The sequence below is a fragment of the Rhizobium sp. CB3060 genome, assembly GCF_025200735.1.
Taxonomy (GTDB): Bacteria; Pseudomonadota; Alphaproteobacteria; order Rhizobiales; family Rhizobiaceae; genus Rhizobium.
In genome coordinates, this window is the sequence record NZ_CP104158.1 from 1,352,227 (window position 1) to 1,370,664 (window position 18,438).

At 59.4% G+C, this 18,438-nt stretch carries 14 protein-coding genes; 4 read left to right on the top strand and 10 right to left on the bottom strand.

Annotated features, from left to right (window positions below):
• Positions 1-12: 12 nt before the first annotated feature.
• The 4 genes from N2601_RS06675 to N2601_RS06690 all read right to left on the bottom strand — a co-directional run bounded on the left by N2601_RS06675 (position 13) and on the right by N2601_RS06690 (position 4,611).
• The gene (locus tag N2601_RS06675; RefSeq protein ID WP_104823047.1) at positions 13-810 is read right to left on the bottom strand and encodes a class I SAM-dependent methyltransferase; all 798 of its coding nucleotides are present in this window, start codon (positions 808-810) and stop codon (positions 13-15) included.
• Between the two features lie 150 nt (positions 811-960).
• Complete coding sequence (gene ubiA, locus N2601_RS06680) at positions 961-1,875, bottom strand: 4-hydroxybenzoate octaprenyltransferase (RefSeq protein ID WP_104823048.1); 915 nt, start codon at positions 1,873-1,875, stop codon at positions 961-963.
• Between the two features lie 140 nt (positions 1,876-2,015).
• A complete protein-coding gene (locus N2601_RS06685; RefSeq protein ID WP_104823049.1) occupies positions 2,016-2,687 on the bottom strand; it encodes a DsbA family oxidoreductase in 672 nt (223 codons plus the stop codon).
• Positions 2,688-2,799: 112 nt separating this feature from the next.
• On the bottom strand, positions 2,800-4,611 hold the full coding sequence (locus tag N2601_RS06690) for an extracellular solute-binding protein (protein WP_104823050.1): 1,812 nt from the start codon (positions 4,609-4,611) through the stop codon (positions 2,800-2,802).
• Positions 4,612-4,877: 266 nt separating this feature from the next.
• Here N2601_RS06690 and N2601_RS06695 point away from each other — a divergent pair, with 266 nt between their 5' ends.
• Positions 4,878-5,537, top strand: coding sequence for an invasion associated locus B family protein (locus tag N2601_RS06695; protein WP_104823051.1), 660 nt, complete (start codon positions 4,878-4,880; stop codon positions 5,535-5,537).
• A gap of 135 nt (positions 5,538-5,672) precedes the next feature.
• Here the strand turns inward: N2601_RS06695 and hspQ are convergent, their stop codons facing one another.
• The 3 genes from hspQ to N2601_RS06710 form a co-directional block, all read right to left on the bottom strand.
• Entirely contained in the window at positions 5,673-6,002 is a 330-nt protein-coding gene (hspQ, locus tag N2601_RS06700) for a heat shock protein HspQ (RefSeq protein ID WP_104823052.1), read from the bottom strand.
• 234 nt (positions 6,003-6,236) lie between these two features.
• Positions 6,237-7,646 (bottom strand): type I glutamate--ammonia ligase, encoded by a 1,410-nt coding sequence (glnA, locus tag N2601_RS06705; RefSeq protein WP_104823053.1) that lies wholly within the window; start codon positions 7,644-7,646, stop codon positions 6,237-6,239.
• Positions 7,647-7,705: 59 nt separating this feature from the next.
• Complete coding sequence (locus N2601_RS06710; RefSeq protein ID WP_003539626.1) at positions 7,706-8,044, bottom strand: P-II family nitrogen regulator; 339 nt, start codon at positions 8,042-8,044, stop codon at positions 7,706-7,708.
• 350 nt (positions 8,045-8,394) lie between these two features.
• Between N2601_RS06710 and N2601_RS06715 the strand changes: the two genes are divergently transcribed.
• The gene (locus tag N2601_RS06715; protein WP_104825090.1) at positions 8,395-9,870 is read left to right on the top strand and encodes an NAD(P)H-hydrate dehydratase; all 1,476 of its coding nucleotides are present in this window, start codon (positions 8,395-8,397) and stop codon (positions 9,868-9,870) included.
• A gap of 6 nt (positions 9,871-9,876) precedes the next feature.
• Here N2601_RS06715 and N2601_RS06720 read toward each other — a convergent pair whose 3' ends face one another.
• Together N2601_RS06720 and uvrA are read right to left on the bottom strand one after the other, a co-directional pair.
• Complete coding sequence (locus N2601_RS06720) at positions 9,877-10,683, bottom strand: DUF72 domain-containing protein (protein ID WP_260303859.1); 807 nt, start codon at positions 10,681-10,683, stop codon at positions 9,877-9,879.
• 133 nt (positions 10,684-10,816) lie between these two features.
• Entirely contained in the window at positions 10,817-13,738 is a 2,922-nt protein-coding gene (uvrA, locus tag N2601_RS06725; RefSeq protein ID WP_260303860.1) for an excinuclease ABC subunit UvrA, read from the bottom strand.
• Between the two features lie 302 nt (positions 13,739-14,040).
• Here uvrA and N2601_RS06730 point away from each other — a divergent pair, with 302 nt between their 5' ends.
• The gene (locus N2601_RS06730; protein WP_104823056.1) at positions 14,041-14,601 is read left to right on the top strand and encodes a single-stranded DNA-binding protein; all 561 of its coding nucleotides are present in this window, start codon (positions 14,041-14,043) and stop codon (positions 14,599-14,601) included.
• A 75-nt stretch (positions 14,602-14,676) separates the two neighbouring features.
• Here N2601_RS06730 and N2601_RS06735 read toward each other — a convergent pair whose 3' ends face one another.
• Positions 14,677-15,309 (bottom strand): MarC family protein, encoded by a 633-nt coding sequence (locus tag N2601_RS06735; protein ID WP_104823057.1) that lies wholly within the window; start codon positions 15,307-15,309, stop codon positions 14,677-14,679.
• Positions 15,310-15,534: 225 nt separating this feature from the next.
• On the opposite strand from N2601_RS06735, the gene gyrA reads away from it, so the two are divergent.
• The gene (gene gyrA / locus N2601_RS06740; protein ID WP_104823058.1) at positions 15,535-18,339 is read left to right on the top strand and encodes a DNA gyrase subunit A; all 2,805 of its coding nucleotides are present in this window, start codon (positions 15,535-15,537) and stop codon (positions 18,337-18,339) included.
• The last annotated feature ends 99 nt before the right edge of the window (positions 18,340-18,438 follow it).

Below are 18,438 nucleotides of genomic sequence, written 5' to 3' on the forward strand. Positions count from 1 at the left end.
ACGGGAGGCTCATCAGTCGCCTTTGCGGCTGATGAAGAGCCCCGTTTCCTTCTCGGTTTCAAGCACGCCGTTACCAGCCTCGAACGCCTCGGCAATTGCCTTGCGAAATTCGGCAAGCTGCGCCTCGTCGGCCTCATCGCCGGGAGGATAGGAGGTGAGGGCGCGGTACACGTCTTCCGGCTCCGTCACGCGAAGGCGAGCCGGATGCTCGGTCATCCTGACATTTCCGAATTGGCTCTGCATGAGCCGTTCAGCGGCATCGTAGCCGAAGGCCGCGCCGGCGGGGTCATAGGGCGGGCTGCCGAATACGGTGGTCAGCTCGTACATCTTGCGCATGTTGCCGGCTCCGTTGGTCGTCACTGCGAGGAAGCCGCCCGGCTTCAGCACGCGATGCATTTCCGCGATGGCTTTGAAAGGGTCCGGCAGGTGATAGAACATATGCATCGCGATGACGGCATCAAAGGAGCCATCCGCAAAGGGCAGGGCCGCAGCATCGGCCCGCTCACCAGTGACGCCGGCAAAGGGCAATGCCCTGCATCGCTCCATGGCTTCTTGAATCATGCCGGGAGAAAGATCGGCAAGCGTCAGGTCCAGATTTGCCGGTAGTGACGCGACCGTTGCCGCCCAGAACCAAGCGGGGCCACAGCCGATATCGAGAATGCGATCTCCGGATTTCAACGGAAGCTGCTGGGCGACCCATGGAAACCAGCCGATTTCTGCAACGGCATATTCGCTGTTCAGCCGGCCGCGCGCAGCCAGCTTTCTGCTATCCGCATATTGCTTGTCATTGACAGAGGTTATCGACGACATATCCGGTTGTCTCCCGATCTGGTGCCGAAAATCCCGCGTTTTTCCTTCTAGCGCAGCCCCGAAACATGCAAGTCTCAGCGGTCCGCCAATTGCGATCCGCAGCCTACAATAGACGCCTGTTGAACGCTAACTCTCTTTATGGTTGGCTTATTATAGCGTTCCGGCGAAGGCCGCTGCAGCCAGCAATACGCCTGTAAGAATGTTCGCCAGAAACAGTCGGTAATTCACCTCGGGGCGCGAAAGATCGAGGCGCCAGGTCTGCCAGCAGAGATGTGCGGCGATGACAAGCATCCCGATGACGTAGGGCAATGACATGCCGACCATCCATCCACCAACCGACCATGCTGCAACGGTCATGGCGTAGAACAAGCCGATACACGCCTTGCCGTGCTTACCAAACAGGATTGCGGTCGATTTCAAACCTAGTCGCCTATCGTCGCGAACATCGACATAGGCATAAACGGTATCGTATCCGATCTGCCAGGCGATAGCTCCGAGCCACATCAGAAGCGCACCGGCCGGGATCTTGCCGATGACCTCCGACCACGCCATCAGCATTCCCCAATTGAATGCCGCGCCAAGAACGGCCTGAGGCCAATATGTGAACCGCTTGCAGAGCGGATAGACAAAGACGAGGGGCAAAACGCAGATTGCGACGAGGCGTGTATAGGGCGTCAGGAAGAACAGAAGCAAAGCGGCCAGCGTGAGTTCCGCCGCCAGAAACATGAGCGCCTGTGGCACGCCGATCTGCTCGCTCGCCAAAGGTCGAAAGCGGGTCCGTTCCACATGGCCGTCGAACTTCCGATCCGCAATGTCGTTGACCGTGGAGCCTGCGCTCCTCATCAGCAATGCGCCGAGCGAGAAGATGAACAGATGCCGAAGGTCCGGAAAGCCTTGCGAGGCTTGGATAAGCGCGGCCCAGCACGGGAAAAGAGTGAGCCATATGCCGACCGGGCGATCCAGCCGTGCGAGCCGCGTATAGGGTCTCAATGCCGAAGGCAAACGGCGATCCACCCAGTCGCCTAGCTTTATATCGCTTAAATCGGGGCGGGCAGAAGCGCTCATCATCCAAATCCGGCGGCTAAATCGAGGACGCAAAATAGAGGCTTTTGCGCATGCTGCAACAGCCGGAATCGGCCTGCGCCAATTTGGCCTGGACATTGCCGACGACATCCACCGCCCGGCGCCAAAACCCCAATCTTCCCTCAGTTCATCCCAGCCCGCGCCTCGGCCTTCATCTTGGCGATATCGCGCAGCGCCCCAACCAGCACATCCGGCGTCTGCGCGCCGCTCACGGCATATTGCTGGTCGAAGATGAAGAAGGGGACGCCGGTGACGCCGATCTTCTGGGCGGCGTCGATTTCGCCGATGATGAGAGCGCGGTCCGCATCCGAGGCGAGCAGGGTGGCGATGACGGAGCGGTCGAGCCCGGCCTTTTCGGCGATATCCAGCAGCACGGCATGGTCGCCGACATTGCGGCCTTCCTCGAAATTGGCCTTGAACAGGGCGCTGACCACCTTTTCCTGCTTCTCGCGATCCTCCGTTCCCGCCCATTGGATGAGGCGATGGGCGTCAAGGGTGTTTGGGCCGATCTTGATCGCGTCGAAATCGAAGTTGATGCCCACTTCGCGGCCGAGATCGGTCAACATCTTGTGCCCCTGCGCGACACGCTCCGCGCCGCCAAGCTTCTGCTCAAGCGCCTTCTTCTGGTCGACGCCTTCGGGCGGATAGTCGGGATTGAGGCGATACGGTCGCCAGTTGATATCGACGCCCACTTCGTCCTGCACTTCGGCGATTGCCAGCTCCAGCCGGGCCTTGCCGAGATAGCACCACGGACAAACGACGTCCGAGACGATATCGATCGTGATGCGTTCCATGGCTCAATCCTTCCACTCTATGGGGCTTCAAGGTCCCATCTAGGCCGGTTGGCTGGCAGCTTCAACCGGTTACCGAAAAGGAACCGGGTAAACATCTGCCGGCAAAGGCGTTTTATTGCACCGACGCATCCCACCAGACGGGCAACTGATAGCCATAGAGCGGCAGGACATCGGGATGGGCGATGCGGCTGCGCCGCGCCACCCATTGCTGGTCGATATGGTAGAGCGGCACGAGGTAATAGCCCGAGATCAGGATGCGGTCGAACGAGCGCACGGCATCGCGGAAATCCTCGGCCGAGTGGGCCGTCAGGAAATGCGACATCAGCGTATCGACATCCGGGTCGGCGACCCCGGCGAAATTGAAGCTGCCTTCGGTCTTGGCGGCGATCGAGCTCCAGCGCCCGAGCTGTTCGGTGCCTGGCGACAGCGACGAGGGATAGGACTTGATGATCATGTCATAGTCGTAGCTGATCGTACGACGCTGATACTGCGAATCATCGACCGTGCGGATCGTGACCGCGATGCCAAGCAGCGCCAGCGACCGACGGTAGGCGATCGCGATGCGCTCCTGGTCGGCGTTCTGCGTCATGATCTCGAAGCTGAGCTGGCGCCCGGCGCTGTCGACCATCTTTTCGCCCTGGATCGTGTAGCCGCCTTCCTTGAGCAGATTTACGGCCTTGCGCAGGATAGCCCGGTCGCGGCCGGAACCGTCGCTGACGGGCAGCTTGTAGGTGCCATCAAGCACATCGCGATCGATGCGATCCTTGATCGGGCCGAGCATGGCGAGTTCATGCGCATCCGCGGGCACACCGAACGACGAGAGGTCGGAGTTTTGCCAGTAGCTTTCGCTGCGCGTATAGGCGCTCGAGGAAAGGTTCCGATTCACCCATTCGAAGTCGAAGGCGAGCGTCAGTCCCTGCCGAATCTTCTTGTTGGCAAAAATCGGCCGCCGCGTATTGAAGACAAAGCCGAACATGCCGCTTGGCAGCTTCGGCCTGAAGACGTCCTTGATGACAGCGCCTGAAGTCACGGCCGGGAAATCATAGGCCGCCTGCCAATGGCCCGGACTGCCGTCAGGATAGATGTCGATATCGCCTTTCTTGAAGGCTTCGAACAGCGTGGTCTCCTGCAGGAAATAATTGACGGCGATCTCGTCGTAATTGTCGACGCCAACCTTCGACGGAATACCCTTGCCCCAATAATCGGGATTGCGCTCAAAGACGATGCGTTGACCGGGATCAATGCTCTTGACCCTGTAAGGGCCGGAGCCGATCGGGATGCTGAGCGTCGTCCGATCGAAACTGTCAGGGTCTGTCGCGTGCTTCGGCAGGATCGGCAGCGATGATGCGATAATCAGTGGCGTTTCGCGATTGGCCTTGTCGTTGAAGCGGATCAGCACGCTATGATCGCCGACCTTCTCGACGCTGCCGACAGTGTCGAGCCAGGAGGAAAACGGCACCCGCCCCTTGTCGTGCAGCAGTTGGAACGTGAAAATCACATCCTCGGGCGTCACCGGCTGCCCGTCCGACCATTTGGCGTTTGGATTGAGGTTGAACCGGATATAGCTTCGGCTGTCGTCCCATTCGGCCGTTTGGGCCAACAGACCGTAGAGCGTGAAGGGTTCGTCGCGCGAGCGCTGCATCAGCGATTCGTAGATGAGATTGCCGAAATCCGGATCCCACATGCCCCGCGCAGTCGTGCGCATGCTCTTCAGAATAAAGGGATTGAGATTGTCGAAGGTGCCGACGACGCCATAGTTGATATGGCCGCCCTTTTTGACGTTCGGATTGACGTAGGGAAAATGCGTATAATCCGCCGGCAAGGCAGGATCTCCATGCATCGCGATGCCATAGAGCGGCTCGGCGGCCGCCGCACTGCAGAATGCTGAGAAGAACAGGAAAATAGCGATCCGGAGCGCTTGCATGGCATCCTTTCCGGTAAGGGGCATGATTCTGCGGAACCTTATCATGAGAGTGCCGAATCCAACACGCGCCCACCGGAATTCTTGGATCTTGACAGAAAAGACCAAAGAAAAGCTGGATATCCGCGCCCGTGCGATGTAACAGGAGTGCCGGGTTTCCCGGGTCATGCATTTGCCTTAATCTTTCGACAGGTGGACGGCGGTTTGACCCGATTGGCATGGGGCGGCAGGCTGTCGTCCCGCATCGGATTTCAGGAGGCGGTTTCGCTATGACGTTCAAGACTGACAACAAAATGCGGGCAGGACTCTCTGCTCTGGCTCTCATGATCGGTGCAGCGCTTCCGGCTGCTGCTTTCGCTCAGGATGCCTCGGATGCAGCTCCCGCTGACGGCGGCGCCAACGCCAACCAGCCGCGCCTCGGCTGGTACAAGACCTGCACCAAGCAGGACGACGCCGATATCTGTATCGTTCAGAACCTGATCATGGCCAACAACGGCCAGTTGGTGACCGCAGTCGGCCTCATCTCGGTCGACGGCAAGGTCAACCGCAAGATCCTGCAGATCTCCGTTCCGACGGCACGTCTGATCGCTCCGGGCATCACCATGCAGGTCGACGGCGGCAAGGGCCAGAAGATCGACTACGCTGTCTGCCTTCCGGACAAGTGCACGGCCGAAGTCCCGCTGACCGACGCCATGATCGCGGCCCTGAAGAAGGGCACCGACGTGACCTTCACCTCGATCAACTTCCGTCGCGCTCCGAACCCGATCAAGATCTCGCTCGACGGCTTCGGCGCTGCCTATGACGGCGCAGCGATCTCCGACTCGAAGCTGGCCGAAAGCCAGAAGAGCCTGCAGGACAGCATGCAGAAGAAGGCCGAAGAAGCCCGCAAGAAGCTGGAAGACGCTCAGAAGGCCGCAAAGCAGCAGTAAGCCGCAGCGCTTTCAAGATTTTACAAAAAAGCCCGGCTCTGCGCCGGGCTTTTTTGTAATGGCCATAAGTCCAAAAACACGAAAGGGAAGACGTTGGGAGCGTCTTCCCTTCGAAAACTTGCATGAAATTGACGCTTAGTGGGCGAAGCTCATCTTGGGCTTGAACTCGCCTGTAGGCGCTTTATCGAAGATCTGAGCAATCTGCGGGTTACGAAGCGGGACACCGCTCTCGTCGCTGATCAGGTTCTGCTCGGACACGTATGCGACATATTCCGTCTCGTCATTTTCGGCGAGAAGGTGGTAGAAGGGTTGGTCCTTGCTGGGCCGCACTTCTGCCGGAATGGAATTCCACCATTCTTCAGTATTGGCGAATTCCGGGTCGACGTCGAAGATGACACCGCGGAAGGGAAACATCCGGTGCCGAACCACGTCGCCTATGTTGAATTTTGCGTAGCGTTCTTTCATGGCGCGACTTCCTTTCAAGCAATCATGTGGTGAATTCCACCGCCGATATCAAGGATTCTGCCCCGATTCCTTCATTCAGTTGTCACATTCGAACAACGCTGTTCGCCCTACATTGTTCGATTGCGCGATACACGAATTGTAATGTCCAGCAAGGCAGCCGTGACCGAAAATACGTCTGCCTCACGCTTGCCAGCAAGCAAAAGCCCCGGCTGACCGAGGCTTTCGCCTCGGTTCTTATGCCGAGTAATACATGTCGTATTCGACCGGATGCGGGGTCATTTCGAAGCGCATGACTTCCTGCATCTTCAGTTCGATGAAGGCATCGATCTGGTCGTCGTCAAAGACGCCGCCGGCGGTCAGGAACTTGCGGTCCTTGTCCAGGCTTTCGAGCGCTTCGCGCAGCGAGCCGCAGACCGTCGGGATCTTCTTCAGCTCCTTCGGCGGCAGGTCGTACAGGTCCTTGTCCATGGCCTTGCCCGGATGGATCTTGTTCTTGATGCCGTCGAGGCCGGCCATCAGCATGGCGGCAAAGGCGAGATAGGGGTTGGCGGTCGGGTCGGGGAAGCGGACTTCGACGCGCTTTGCCTTGGGGTTGGAGCCGAACGGGATGCGGCAGGAGGCGGAGCGGTTGCGGGCCGAATAGGCGAGCAGAACCGGAGCCTCATAGCCCGGCACGAGACGCTTGTAAGAGTTCGTCGACGGGTTGGTGAAGGCGTTGATCGCCTTGGCATGCTTGATGATGCCGCCGATGTAGTAGAGGCAGCTCTCGGAGAGGCCTGCATATTCATCGCCCGCGAAGGTCGGCTTGCCGCCCTTCCAGATCGACTGGTGAACGTGCATGCCCGAGCCGTTGTCGCCGAAGATCGGCTTCGGCATGAAGGTTGCCGTCTTGCCGTAGGCATTGGCGACCTGGTGAACCACGTACTTGTAGATCTGCATCTTGTCGGCGTTGCGCACCAGCGTGTCGAACTTGATGCCAAGTTCGTGCTGAGCAGCCGCGACCTCGTGGTGATGCTTTTCGACGACGACGCCCATCTCGGCGAGAACCGTCAGCATTTCCGAACGCATGTCCTGGGCACTGTCGACCGGCGGAACCGGGAAGTAGCCGCCCTTGACGCGCGGACGGTGGCCGAGGTTGCCGGTTTCATAATCGGTGTCGTCGTTGGACGGCAATTCGCTGGAGTCGAGCTTGAAGCCGGTGTTGTACGGATCGGCCTTGTACTTGACGTCGTCGAAGACGAAGAATTCGGCTTCCGGACCGAAGAAGGCGGTGTCGCCGATGCCGGATGCCTTAAGATAGGCTTCGGCCTTCTTTGCGGTGCCGCGCGGATCGCGGTTGTAGGCTTCGCCCGAGACCGGATCGAGAATGTCGCAGAGGATGACCATGGTGGATTGCGCGAAGAACGGATCCATGTGAACCGTTTCGGTATCGGGCATCAGCACCATGTCGGATTCGTTGATGGCCTTCCAACCCCCAATCGAGGAGCCGTCGAACATCACGCCGTCGGCGAACATGTCCTCGTCGACGCAGACGACGTCCATCGTGACATGCTGCAGCTTGCCCTTGGGATCCGTGAACCGCAGGTCAACGAACTTGACGTCGTTATCCTTAATTTGTTTGAGAATTTCGCTTGCGGTCGTCATTAAAATTACTTCCCTTGACTTAGATGACGATTACGAGCCTGGCCGCAACAGCCGGGCGGTTAGATGGCGTCTATACCTGTTTCTCCGGTGCGGATTCGAATGACCTCTTCCACATTGGAGACGAAAATCTTTCCGTCGCCGATCCGGCCGGTCTGCGCAGCCTTGCGGATGGCGTCGATCACCGCTTCCGCATTCTCGTCCGCCAATACGACTTCGACCTTCACCTTAGGCAGGAAGTCGACGACGTATTCGGCGCCACGGTAAAGCTCCGTGTGGCCTTTCTGACGACCGAAGCCCTTCGCTTCCGTGACAGTGATGCCTTGCAGACCGACTTCTTGAAGGGCTTCCTTCACTTCGTCCAGCTTGAAAGGCTTAATGATCGCTTCGATCTTTTTCATGAGAAAATGTCTCTCCGCTTCTCCCGTTACAGCAGGACCATTCCCCGCTTGCCCAACCTGATGCACGTATCATGCCAGTTCACAGAGGCCTGCCGTAAAAAATCTCGGCGAATTGGCGCCGAGACCCCGGATTGATGAGGATTTTTCGGAAAAATGGAAGCGTTTTCGCACCGAAACGCGTGAGATGAAGCAAAATTTTGCAAAAAAGTGCTGTATTTCTCACAATTGTACCTCAAGCGCATTTTGAGTGCGTTTGCGTAATTATTATGCAAATGCATTCTGGTTGAGCAAATGGTGCCTCGAAATCATGGTTGTTTTTCAGGCAGGTTTCGCATTCAATGATGGCCATCATGATGTCACCGCTCGCCGATCTGCTTCTTTCACCCGAGGATATGGCCGCCGTCGATCGAGCGGCCGCCGCGTCTGGCATCGACTCCTACGGACTTATGGAAAGAGCAGGCCAGGCGGTCGCCGCGAGCGCCCTGCGGCATTTCCCCGAGACATTGCGATTTATCGTGCTCTGCGGCCCCGGCAACAATGGCGGCGACGGCTACGTCGCGGCGCGTGCCCTGCGGCAAACCGGCGTGGAGGTCCAACTCTTTCACCTCGGCGATCCCAAAACGCTGAAAGGCGATGCCGCCCGGGCCTTTGCGGAGTGTCCGGTTGGTGGCGAGACACTCGGGCGCTATTCGCCGCGCCCGGGAGACGTCGTCATCGACGCCATTTTCGGCGCCGGCCTCTCCCGTCCCGTCCCCGATGAGGTAGCGGCGATCATCGCGGAGATTGCTGAGGCTCATATTCCCGTTATTGCCGTCGACTTGCCCTCCGGTCTCGATGGTCGCAGCGGCCAAGTGCTGGGTGCCGCTTTTCGCGCCGTGCGTACAGTCACGTTCATGACCCGTAAGCCTGGTCACCTGCTAATGCCGGGGCGCGATCTTTGTGGCGTGCTGGAAGTTTTCGACATCGGCATTCCCGCGCGCATTGTCCGTGCCCATGCGAACGGCCTGATCGCGGAAAACACGCCGGCGCAATGGCAGGCCGACCTGCCGGCGGCTGCCACGGATATCCACAAATACAAGCGTGGCCATCTGGTGGTCTTTTCCGGCGGAGCGACCGCTACGGGCGCAGCGCGCATGTCGGCCATGGCGGGGCTTAAGGCGGGGGCAGGGCTCGTCACCATCGCCTCCCCGGAACAGGCGCTGATGGTCAACGCGGGACTGTTGACGGCAATCATGCTGCACGGGGTCGACGATGAAGCTGCGTTACGCGCTTGGCTCACCGACCAGCGCCTCTCGACGTTCGTCCTCGGCCCTGGCTTCGGCGCCGGCGAGAAAGCCAGGCAATTCGCATTGGCCGTGAGTGACCGCCATCTGGTCCTGGATGCCGATGGCATCACGTCGTTTCGCGATGAACCCCAACGCTTGTTCGATGCTTTCGCCAATGGCCCGACGCGGCTGGTGTTGACGCCGCATGAGGGGGAGTTCGCGCGCTTATTTCCCGATATCGCCGCCGATGAGGCGTTGAGCAAGGTCGAGAAGGCGAGGGCAGCGGCGGCGCGCGCTCATGCCGCCATCATCTACAAAGGCGCCGACAGCGTCATTGCCGCTCCCGACGGCCGAGCCTTGATCAATGCCAATGCGCCGCCCTGGCTTGCCACCGCCGGCTCCGGCGACGTGCTTGCAGGCATCATCGGCGGACTTCTGGCACAGGGCGCGTCTGCGTTCGAAGCGGCGGCGGCTGGCGTTTGGCTGCATGGCCTGGCCGGACAGCGCGCGGGAAAAGGGCTGACGGCCGAAGACCTCGTTGCCCGTGTCGCTCCCTTTTGAAAACAACTATTTCGCCACTCCCTCCTGCAGCGCGATCGCGCCATGCGGAGCATTGACCTTGCCCTCATGGATCATGAAGGCAAAGACGTCGCGAGGCTCAGCCTTGACCTTGCGGGTCTCATCGATCAACGGCAGGTCATCGGGTATCTTGCCTTCGGCCCATGTTTGCAACCGCTTCGCCCAAGCCTTCAAATCTTTCGGCGGATAGCAGGTCTTGATATCGTCGGAGCCCTTCTGCAGACGGGCATAGACGAAATCGGCGGTCACATCCGCGATCATCGGATATTCGAAATGCTCAGCGCAAACCGGCGCGATATTGTATTTGGCGAGCAGAGCGATGAATTCCGGCACCTTGAACGAGTCATGCCTGACCTCGACCACGTGTTTCAGCGCCAAGCCGTCCTGCTTATCCGGCAGCAACTTCAGGAATGCCTCGAAGTCATCCGGATCGAATTTCTTCGTCGGTGCGAATTGCCAAAGCAGCGGCCCAAGATGATCGCCCAATTCGCTGATGCCGGAGTCGAGGAAGCGCTGCATCGACTCTCCCGCTTCGGAGAGCACGCGCCGGTTGGTGACGAAACGTGTCGCCTTGAGAGAGAAGATGAAACCATCCGGCACATCGGCAGCCCATTTCGCAAAAACCTCCGGCTTCTGCGTGCTGTAATAGGTGCCGTTGACCTCGATCACCTTCAGCCTGCGGCTGGCGAAATTGAGCTCGTCCTTCTGCTTGAGCGTGTCGGGATAAAATGCCCCGCGCCAGGGCTCAAAGGTCCAGCCGCCGATGCCGGTTCGGATCGTACCTGCAGTGGTCATTCTCTCCTCCATTGATCGGCTAGTGCATGTCGCGCAAAAGTGTGCAGCGGTTTTGCGATAACGACATGCACAAAACCAAAAACTTAAAGCGCAAGAAGCGAGTCTGAAAGATCGCGACGCGCTTTAAGCTAGCTCACTCCGCGGCTACCACCTTTTTCATCGGCCGCCGCTCCAGCAATTCCTTCAGGAACTGACCGGTATAGGAACGCTTCTCCTTGACGACAGTCTCCGGCGTGCCTGCCGCGACGATCTCGCCGCCGCCATCTCCGCCTTCGGGACCGAAGTCGAGGATCCAGTCGGCCGTCTTGATGACCTCGAGATTGTGCTCGATCACAACAACCGAATTGCCCTGGTTGACCAGTTCGTGCAGCATTTCCAAGAGTTTGGCGACGTCGTGGAAGTGCAGGCCGGTGGTCGGTTCGTCTAGGATATAGAGCGTGCGACCAGTCGATCGCTTCGACAATTCCTTGGCCAGCTTGACACGCTGCGCTTCGCCGCCCGAAAGCGTATTGGCCTGCTGACCGACCTTGATATAGCCGAGGCCGACATCTTTCAGGGACTGCAGCTTGTCGCGCACGGCAGGAACGGCCGCGAAGAAATCGACGCCCTCTTCGACCGTCATGTCGAGCACATCGGCGATCGACTTGGTCTTGAAGGTGACGTCCAGGGTCTCCCTGTTGTAGCGCTTGCCGTGGCAGACATCGCAGGTAACGTAGACGTCCGGCAGGAAGTGCATCTCGATCTTGATGACGCCGTCACCCTGGCAGGCTTCGCAACGGCCGCCCTTGACGTTGAAGGAGAAGCGGCCCGGCTGATAGCCGCGCGCCTTGGCTTCCGGCAGACCGGCGAACCAATCGCGGATCGGCGTGAAGGCGCCGGTATAGGTTGCCGGGTTCGATCGCGGCGTGCGGCCGATAGGCGATTGATCAATGTCAATCACCTTGTCGATATGTTCGAAGCCATCGATGCGGTCATGATCGGCCGGGATTTCGCGCGCGCCCATGACGCGGCGGGCTGCCGACTTGTACAGCGTCTCGACCAGGAACGTGGACTTGCCGCCGCCGGAAACGCCGGTGACTGCAGTGAAGACGCCGAGCGGGATCGAGGCCGTCACGTTCTTGAGGTTGTTGCCTCTCGCGCCGATAACCTTGATCTCCTTGCCCTTCTTGGCCTTGCGACGCTCGTCGGGGACTGGCACGCCGAGCTCGCCGGAGAGATATTTGCCGGTCATCGATTTCGGGTTGGCCATGATGTCCTGCGGCGTGCCATGCGCCACCACTTCGCCGCCATTCACGCCGGCGGCCGGGCCGATATCGACGACGTCATCCGCCGTCAGAATGGCATCCTCGTCGTGTTCGACAACGATGACCGTATTGCCGATGTCGCGCAGATGTTTCAGCGTTTCCAGCAGGCGGGCATTGTCGCGTTGATGCAGGCCGATCGACGGTTCGTCAAGAACATAGAGCACACCCGTCAGGCCTGAGCCTATCTGCGAGGCCAGGCGAATACGCTGGCTTTCGCCGCCGGACAGCGTGCCGGAATTGCGCGACAGGCTCAGATATTCAAGGCCGACATCGTTGAGGAAGCGCAGGCGATCACGGATCTCCTTGAGGATACGCACGGCGATCTCGTTCTGCTTGTCGGTGAACGTCTCCGGCAGCGCGTTGAACCAGTCGCGGGCAATCCGGATCGACATTTCAGCCACCTGGCTGATGTGCAGCTTATTGATTTTTACCGCCAGCGCTTCCGGCTTCAGGCGATAGCCGTTGCAGGCAGGGCAGGGCGCGGCCGACATATAACGTTCGATCTCCTCGCGCGCCCAGGCGGAATCCGTTTCCTTCCAGCGCCGCTCGAGGTTCGGCACGATGCCTTCGAAATTCTTATGCGTCGTATAGGAACGGGCACCGTCGGCGTAGTGAAACTCGATCTTGTCCTCGGTGCCATTCAAAATGACATCTTTTGCCGTGTCGGACAGGTCGCTCCAGCGGCTGCCGAGCTTGAAGCCGTAATGCTTGCCGAGTGCTTCGAGCGTCTGATTATAATAGGGCGAGGTCGATTTGGCCCATGGCGCGACGGCGCCGTCGCGCAGCGTGCGCTCAGGTTCCGGCACGATCAGCGCCGGATCAATCTTTTGCAGCGAACCCAGCCCGTCGCAGGAAGGGCAGGCGCCAAAGGGATTGTTGAACGAAAACAGCCGCGGCTCGATTTCCGGAATGGTGAAGCCGGAAACCGGGCAGGCGAACTTTTCCGAAAAGAGCACGCGCTCATGCGTCTCGTTCAACGATTTGTTGGCCGAGCCGCCGGCCGCGGTTTCTTCCGGCGGCAACGGCTTGTCGGCGAATTCCGCAATGGCAAGGCCCTCGGCAAGATGCAACGAGGTTTCGAAGCTGTCCGCCAGGCGCGCCGACACGTCGGGCCTGACGACGATACGGTCGACCACCGCGTCGATATCGTGCTTGTATTTCTTGTCGAGCGCCGGCACATCGGCGATCTCATAGAACTGCCCGTCGACCTTGACGCGCTGGAAGCCCTTTTTCATGAGCTCCGCCAGTTCCTTCTTGTATTCGCCCTTACGGCCGCGCACGAGCGGCGCCAGGATATAAAGCCTGGTGCCTTCACCGAAGGCAAGCACGCGGTCGACCATCTGGCTGACCGTCTGGCTCTCGATCGGCAGGCCTGTGGCCGGCGAATAGGGCACGCCGACGCGGGCGAACAGAAGGCGCATGTAATCGTATATTTCGGTAACGGTGCCGACCGTCGAGCGCGGATTGCGCGACGTGGTCTTCTGCTCGATCGAAATCGCCGGCGATAGGCCGTCGATCTGGTCGACATCCGGCTTTTGCATCATCTCCAGGAACTGCCGCGCATAGGCCGACAGGCTCTCGACATAACGGCGCTGCCCTTCGGCATAGATCGTGTCGAAGGCGAGCGAGGATTTGCCCGAGCCAGAAAGGCCGGTCATGACGATCAGCTTGTTGCGCGGAAGATCGAGATCGATCCCCTTGAGATTGTGCTCGCGCGCGCCACGTATGGAAATAGTCTTCAGTTCACTCATCGTCGTCTGCGGTCCCTTGGTGTCTGCCCTTATTTAGTGATGCCCGCCCGCGAGTCGAGGCTGAAATGAAGGGCAACGCCAGGTTTTCGATTCGGTTGACAGGATCATAGAGGTGAATTAGAACAAAGAAAGAACAAATTTGCCTTCGGGTCAAGGCCGCGTATCATTTCGCATTTCATATAATGTCTGTGGATGAGCGCAGCAGATGGGGCCACGTAAATAGCGCCTGATGGCGGCAATGGTCTAAGGTGCGTGGATAGAATTTCAGAGCCGTCGATGGGCGGCAAGCAGGGTAGGTAATCATGGCCGGTAGTGTGAACAAGGTAATTCTGGTTGGAAATCTCGGGGCGGACCCGGAAATCCGCCGTACGCAGGACGGCCGTCCGATCGCCAACCTCAACATCGCGACGTCGGAAACCTGGCGCGACCGCAATTCCGGCGAGCGCCGGGAAAAGACGGAATGGCACCGCGTCGTGATCTTCAATGAAGGTCTCTGCAAGGTTGCCGAACAATATTTGAAGAAGGGCGCCAAGGTCTATATCGAGGGCGCACTTCAGACGCGTAAATGGCAGGATCAGAACGGCCAGGATCGTTATTCGACCGAAATCGTGTTGCAGGGCTTCAATTCGACGCTGACCATGCTGGATGGCCGTGGCGAAGGCGGCGGCGCTGTCGAAGGCGGTCGGGGTGGACGCGGCGGCGGTGACTTTGGCGGTGGTTATGGTGGCGACTATGGTGGTGACGACTACGGCCAGCCCTCGTCGCAATCGTCGGGCCGTGGCGCCAGCGGTGGCCGTGGCGGCGCCGCAAGCGGCGGCGGCAGCAACTTCTCGCGCGATCTGGACGACGATATTCCGTTTTGATCCCGTCGCTTTGATCGGCAAGTCGTATCGAGTTGAGTTGAACGGCCCGTCTTTCCGGCGGGCCTTTCTGTAAGTTTATGTGAGCTTGAGCGCCGCTTTCGCGCCATCCACGACGAATTGGGCAGCGAGCGCGGCGAGGATGACGCCGAGCAGGCGCGTGAGGATGGCGCGGCCCGTTGACCCCAGCATACGGTCAAGCCTCTCGGAAATAGCTAATGCCGCATAGACCAGCCCGAGATTGATCGCGATAACGAGGATCAATTGAGCTCGGTCGAGCATTGTCTGAAGCGAACCGGCCAGCAGGATGGTTGCCGAAATGGCGCCAGGACCCGCGATCAGCGGCAGAGCCAAGGGAAACACCGCGATATTCTGGATATGATCCTTGGTGATTGCGACTTCCGTCGTCTTTTCCTTTCTGTCCTGCCGTCTCTCGAACACCATCTCGAAAGCGATCCAGAAAAGCAGCAGGCCGCCCGCTATACGGAACGCACCGATGGAGATGCCGAGAATGCCAAGCACGCTGGCGCCGAACAAGGCAAAGGCCGCCATGATGAAGAATGCGATCAGCGAGCCGCGCAATGCCACCTGATGGCGTTGAGCCCGGTTCATGCCAGCCGTAAGGCCGATGAACAGCGGAGCAAGACCTGGCGGATCGACTGTGACGAGCAGCGTTGTGAAGGCATTGATCAGCGTGTCCGCGCTCGCCATATGATCCCCGGCATTTGTTTCTATTTGTTGTTGGCCCATTGATATGCGAGGAATGACGTTTCGCAAAGCGCAATGCGGGCTCGCCAAAACGTTCTGCCACGGAAATGTTCGATTTAGCGGGTTAAGAGGGCAAAAGCCTGTTCAAAAGCACCCGTCAAAATTGGCGCTTGCAGGGCCTTTCGGCTATAAATTTCGCAGTGATTCTAAAAGAGATCGTGATCTGTTTTGACTGAGCAAACACCACCCGGCGGCGGGAAGCTCCCGCCAGGCATCGAGCCGATTTCCATCATGGAGGAAATGCAGCGGTCGTATCTCGATTACGCGATGAGCGTGATCGTCAGCCGCGCACTTCCCGATGTTCGCGATGGTCTCAAGCCCGTCCATCGGCGCATTCTGTACGGCATGTCGGAACTCGGGATCGACTGGAACAAGAAATACGTAAAATGCGCTCGCGTCACCGGTGACGTGATGGGTAAATACCATCCGCACGGCAACCTGGCGATTTATGACGCGCTCGCGCGCATGGCGCAGCCCTGGTCGCTTCGCCTGCCGCTGATCGACGGTCAGGGCAATTTCGGCTCCGTCGACGGCGATCCGCCGGCGGCCGAACGTTATACGGAATGCCGCCTGCAGAAGGTCGCGCATTCGCTGCTCGACGATCTCGACAAGGAAACGGTCGATTTCCGCGAGAACTATGACGGCACATTGAGCGAGCCCGTCGTCGTCCCGGCAAAGTTCCCGAACCTGCTGGTCAACGGCTCCGGCGGTATCGCCGTCGGCATGGCGACCAATATTCCGCCGCACAATCTTTCCGAAGTGATCGACGGCTGTATCGCGCTGATCGACAATCCGGCGATCGAGCTGCCGGAGATCATGCAGATCATCCCGGGTCCGGATTTTCCGACCGGCGCGAAGATTCTCGGCCGTGCCGGCATCCGCTCGGCCTACGAGACCGGACGCGGCTCCATCGTCATGCGCGGCGTCGCGACGATCGAGCCGATGCGTGGCGACCGCGAACAGATCATCATCACCGAGATTCCTTATCAGGTGAACAAGGCGTCGATGATCGAGAAGATGGCCGAACTCGTGCGCGAAAAGCGTATCGAAGGCATCTCCGACCTGCGCGACGAATCCGACCGCCAGGGCTATCGCGTGGTGATCGAGCTGAAGCGCGACGCCAACGCCGAGGTCATCCTCAATCAGCTTTATCGCTATACGCCGCTGCAGACCTCTTTCGGTGCAAACGTGGTGGCGCTGAATGGCGGTAAGCCGGAGCAACTGACCCTTCTCGACATGCTGAGGGCCTTTGTGTCCTTCCGCGAGGACGTGGTCAGCCGCCGCACCAAATATTTGCTGCGCAAGGCGCGCGAACGCGCCCACGTCTTGGTCGGTCTCGCCATCGCGGTCGCCAATATCGATGAGGTGATCCGCGTTATCCGTCATGCGCCCGACCCGCAATCGGCGCGTGAAGAGCTGATGACCCGCCGCTGGCCGGCGGCAGACGTCGAATCCCTTATCCGGCTAATCGATGATCCGCGCCACCGCATCAACGAAGACGGCACCTATAATCTGTCGGAAGAGCAGGCGCGCGCCATTCTCGAGCTGCGTCTTGCCCGTTTGACGGCACTTGGCCGTGACGAAATCGGCGACGAACTCAATAAGATCGGCGCCGAGATCAAGGACTATCTCGATATCCTGTCGTCGCGTGTTCGTATCCAAGCCATTGTAAAAGAAGAGCTTGCAGCCGTTCGCGACGAATTCGGCACGCCGCGCCGCACCGAAATCGTCGACGGCGGCCTGGAGATGGATGACGAGGACCTGATTGCCCGCGAGGACATGGTCGTTACCGTTTCCCACCTTGGCTACATCAAGCGCGTGCCGCTGACCACCTATCGCGCCCAGCGCCGTGGCGGCAAGGGCCGCTCCGGAATGACCACGCGTGACGAGGATTTTGTTACCCGGCTATTTGTTCTCAATACGCATACGCCGGTTCTCTTCTTCTCGTCGCACGGTATCGTCTACAAGGAGAAGGTCTGGCGCCTGCCCATCGGCACGCCGCAGTCACGCGGCAAGGCGCTGATCAACATGCTGCCGCTGGAGCCCGGCGAGCGCATCACCACGATCATGCCACTTCCGGAAGACGAGAGCACCTGGGACAATCTCGACGTCATGTTCTCGACGACGCGCGGCACCGTGCGCCGCAACAAGCTGTCGGACTTCGTTCAGGTCAATCGCAACGGCAAGATCGCCATGAAGCTGGAGGAAGAGGGCGACGAAATCCTCTCCGTCGAGACCTGCACCGAGCATGACGACGTACTGCTGACCACGGCGCTCGGCCAGTGTATCCGTTTCTCGGTTTCGGACGTACGCGTCTTTGCCGGCCGCAACTCGATCGGCGTTCGCGGCATCAGCCTTGCATCCGGCGACCGCATCATCTCGATGACCATCGTCCGCCATGTGGACGCGGAACCTTGGGAACGCGCGGCTTATCTCAAGCGCTCCGTCAGCGAGCGTCGCTCGGCGACGGGCGAGGACGAGGAAATCGCGCTGGTTGGCGAAGAAGTCACCGAAGAGGGACAGCTCAACGACGAACGCTATGAAGAGCTGAAGGCGCTCGAGCAGTTCATCCTGACTGTCTCTGAAAAAGGCTTCGGCAAGCGCTCGTCTTCCTACGATTTCCGCATTTCCGGCCGCGGCGGCAAGGGTATTCGCGCTACCGACACGTCGAAAACCGGCGAGATCGGCGAGCTTGTGGCCGCCTTCCCGGTTGAGGAGGGTGATCAGCTCATGCTGGTGTCGGACGGGGGCCAATTGATCCGTGTTCCCGTCGGCGGCATCCGCATTGCCAGCCGCGCTACCAAGGGCGTCACCATCTTCTCGACCGCCAAGGATGAGAAGGTCGTTTCGGTCGAGCGTATCAGCGAGCCGGACGGCGAGGACGATGCGAGCGACAATGGTGCCGAGGACGACGCTGCGAACGGCGATGCGGAAGTCTCGAACGGCGATGCCGAGGGTACGACCGAAGAATAAGGTTCAGTGAACTCAGCACATGGAATGACGACCGGGCGGCTTGGCTGCCCGGTTTTTTGTTGATCTCGTGGTTTTCGGGCAGCCGCGCAATGGACGATC